This is a genomic window from Frankia sp. KB5, assembly GCF_002099325.1.
Lineage (GTDB): Bacteria > Actinomycetota > Actinomycetes > Frankiales > Frankiaceae > Frankia > Frankia casuarinae.
This window is the reverse complement of sequence record NZ_MRUJ01000358.1, coordinates 1-3,225: the sequence shown is the minus strand read 5'-3', so window position 1 is coordinate 3,225 and position 3,225 is coordinate 1. Positions and strand designations below refer to the sequence as shown.

Annotated in this window: 2 protein-coding genes and 1 pseudogene; 1 reads left to right on the top strand and 2 read right to left on the bottom strand. The window is 71.5% G+C overall.

Translation table 11 applies throughout. The features are described from left to right. Nucleotides 1-813 precede the first annotated feature (813 nt). Complete coding sequence (locus tag KBI5_RS24275; protein ID WP_085016595.1) at nucleotides 814-1,230, top strand: winged helix-turn-helix transcriptional regulator; 417 nt, start codon at nucleotides 814-816, stop codon at nucleotides 1,228-1,230. A gap of 25 nt (nucleotides 1,231-1,255) precedes the next feature. Here KBI5_RS24275 and KBI5_RS28290 read toward each other — a convergent pair whose 3' ends face one another. Together KBI5_RS28290 and KBI5_RS28285 are read right to left on the bottom strand one after the other, a co-directional pair. Further along, a complete protein-coding gene (locus tag KBI5_RS28290) occupies nucleotides 1,256-2,023 on the bottom strand; it encodes a BTAD domain-containing protein (RefSeq protein WP_241883166.1) in 768 nt (255 codons plus the stop codon). A 187-nt stretch (nucleotides 2,024-2,210) separates the two neighbouring features. After that, nucleotides 2,211-3,225, bottom strand: a pseudogene (locus KBI5_RS28285) (hypothetical protein); the annotation flags it as partial.

Genomic DNA, 3,225 nt, shown 5'->3' with positions numbered 1-3,225 from the left:
TGACACACCCCACACCGTCCGCCGCGCACCCTGCTGGCGGAGCATCTGAGCGATCCGCTGATTTAGGCTCTATGGCTTTCTGTCGGCGGTGCCAGCTGCCGTTCGCTGACTGCGGTGTGAAGGTTGGTGCGCCAACCCTCGCCAACAACAGCGACTGGTCCGCACGGAGTCGCCATCATCACCCGTCATCCAAGCGGAGGTGAGAATCCCGACCCTCGCGGCCCATGGCCATGGTCCTGCCCCAATACGGCGGGAGCGCGTCCTGGTTGAGATTCCGGAAGAGGCGGCTCGCRTGAACGCCGATGTCGTGAGGGCTTCTATTTTGTCACCGAGATCGCCGGGGGGTGGATGGGCGGTCGGGTCGAGCTGCCCGCATAGTCGGGGCGGCGTCGACAGACAGTGCGCCTGCCTGATCGGCGCCCTGTGGCTGAAGGTGGGCTCGTGGGAGCCGCCGGGATGAGCCGGCGGAGGCTGCCGTGCCCGCGGGATCGCGCGACGTGACGAGCATCATGTCGGCGGAGGCGGRCTGGGTGCGTTGAGGCGGTCGTGCTGTCACGGTGACGACGTTTCCGCAGGTAGCGGGGCTGCGGCGCCGGAGTTTGGCCCCAGTCTCCTGCGCGATGGGGCGACGGACACCCCTTGATCGATGCCGTGACGGCCGCATACCGGATTGTCACCTTACGGCCCGATAGTGCAGCCTTGGGGCAACTGCCCGTCACGCAGAGGGGCTACGGAGCGGCGAGGTAGTCGCGCTGTGCGGCGGAACGGTCAAGCAGGCCCGATGGGTCTGCGGATCTTCCGTGGGAGTAGAACGTGACTGGGACTGACGATCTGACTGACACTGATCGGCGCATTCTGCTGCACGATCTGCGCCGCACGCTGAGCCCTGCATGGCTCCCGGACGTGCTGGTCACGCTGTCGAGCGGTCCGCAGCCGTACACGAGCTTGTTGCGCACCTTGCGCAGCTATGACGTKCCGCGGGGCCGGCACTGGCCGCAGCCACTGATCCAGCAGGCCGTGTTGACCCGGACGTTGCGGTCGATGCAACACCGGGGGCTGGTCGAGCGGATGCGGGAGCGCGTGTTCCCCTTCGGGACGGTCTACTGGCTGACCCCGGCCGCGAAGGAGCTGGCGGACCTGGTGGCGCCGATGGCGCAGTGGGCCGCCGCGCACGAGGAACTGTTGGAGGTCGATCGGCGGGCGTGGGCCGAGYGGCGGCGCCGCCGGTAGAACGGCGGGAACTGTCGGTACGCGGTCAGGCTGACCGTGTGCCGGGCGGACCGGGTCGCATCGCGGCCTGGAAGAAGCGATCCGCGTCAGGCGTAGGCCGCTCACCGATCTCGGCGAGGGCCATGACGAGCTGGCGGTAGGTGGCCGCGACCGCGTCCGGCTGAGCGAGGCGGGCCTGGGCGCGGGCGATCTGGACGTAGAGCCCTTCGTTGTAGGGATCGAGGCGGCGCAGTGTCTCCAGCAGCTCCAGGCGCTGTGGGTTGTCCTCCCCGACAGCGGCGGTGATGCTGGCGAGCGCGTCGGAGACCTGGCGGCGCAGGTTCTCGCGGTGGGTTTCGGCCCAGGTGCCGGCGATGTCGTCGGAGAGGTGGCCGGTGTAGGTGGCGGCCAGCGGGAGGATCGCGGCGAGCTCGTCGGCGGTGGTCGTCGCACGGCGGCGTGCGTCGAGGGCCTCGTCGACCTGCCAGAGGTCGACGGTGATCAGGTCGCGGCRCAGCCGCCAGCGCCGATCGACGTCGTGGTCGAAGACGTCGTCGATCGTCCCGCCGGTGGCGGCGGCGAGGCCGCGGCGTAGCTGGCTGATGGCGGCGTAGAACCGGTTGTCCCGCTGGCGTGGGAGTTTACCGTCGTCGGGCCAGACCGCGTCGATGATGGTGCGACGCTGCACGCCGTCGGGATGGGCGGCGAGGTAGGCCAGGATCTCCTGGCTCGGGCCGCCGATGCCGTCCACGGGCTGGTAGCCGCCGTCCGGTGCCCAGTACCGCAGTTGCAGCCGGCCAAACAGAGTGAGCAACAGCGGCGTGGCCGCCCGCGGCGGGCGTGGAGCGCTCGGGACCGGCGTCGGCGGTACGGCGTCTGTGGGCTCAGTGGGGACTGCTCCGCTGCCGGGTGGGAGCACCGTGTCTGAGCCCGGAGGCTCGTCGGCGTTCGGTGACACGTCGGGCGTTGGCGGAGGCGGCGGTGCGGGTATGACCGTGGCGCTACTGGGGGGGCGGCGCGGAGGTGGGCGGTGGGGGCGGGGGCCCCTGGGTAGGGTTTGCCCGCCGGAAGTCCTCCTGGTTAGCGGCCGGTGCGTCGGCGTCGGCGAGCAGGTCGAGCAGCTGGCCGGTGTCGGCCTCGGGCAGAGTGAACAGCCGGTTGCCGACCAGAGCGGCGGCGATATCGGGGCTCGCGGCACCGATGACACCGTCGGGCCGCACTCGGGCGGTCGCGCCGGGCCGCCACTGCCCGTACAGGATGCCCACGACGCCGAGCGGGGAGCCGTTGTCGAGGACGGCTTGGAGACRGCGATCCGAGGTCTGGTCGGGGGCGGCAACGATGATCAGGGACGTCCGGCGGGGGTCCTCGCCGGCGGCGGCGCGTCGTGCTCGGGTGACGACGTCGGCTTCGAGGCGGTCCAGCAGGGTGGGCAGGTCGGCGACGATGTGCAGACGCTGCGGCGGCGTGGCGGTGGTGTCCTCGCCCAGCAGCCGCCGCACGTCGGCGGCGGGGAGGAGAATCTCGGCGGGGGCGGCGTCGGGCTGGTGGCGGTCGGCGAGCAGGGTGACGAGCAGAGCGCGGATCGCGGCGTCAGCGCCGGGTCCGATGAGCCCGAGTCCGCGGGTGGCGGCGAGGTCGAGCGCGAGAGGTTGGCCGTCGCCGGTGGTGCCCACGACCCGGGTGCCGGGTGGGGCGGCATGGGCGGTGGCGGTGGCCGCGGCGTGGCGGCGGCCGGTGATGTGCGGGTCGCCAGGTGGGCGTACGACGACGAGCTCACCGTCATCGTCGCGCTCGGCGGTGGCGCTGTTGTAAGCGGCAGCGAGCTGGTGAATCACCGGTGCTTCGACCAGGTCGTCGCGGACACCACTGCCGGGGACGTAGTGCCGGCGACGCCACAACCGGACGGAGAACAGCGCGACGACCAGGAGCGCGACGGCACCCAGCCCGAGATAGCCGCCGGACGGGAACGAGACTCCCGGTGGCTCGGACGGGGTGGATGGGAGCGCAGGCGTGGCC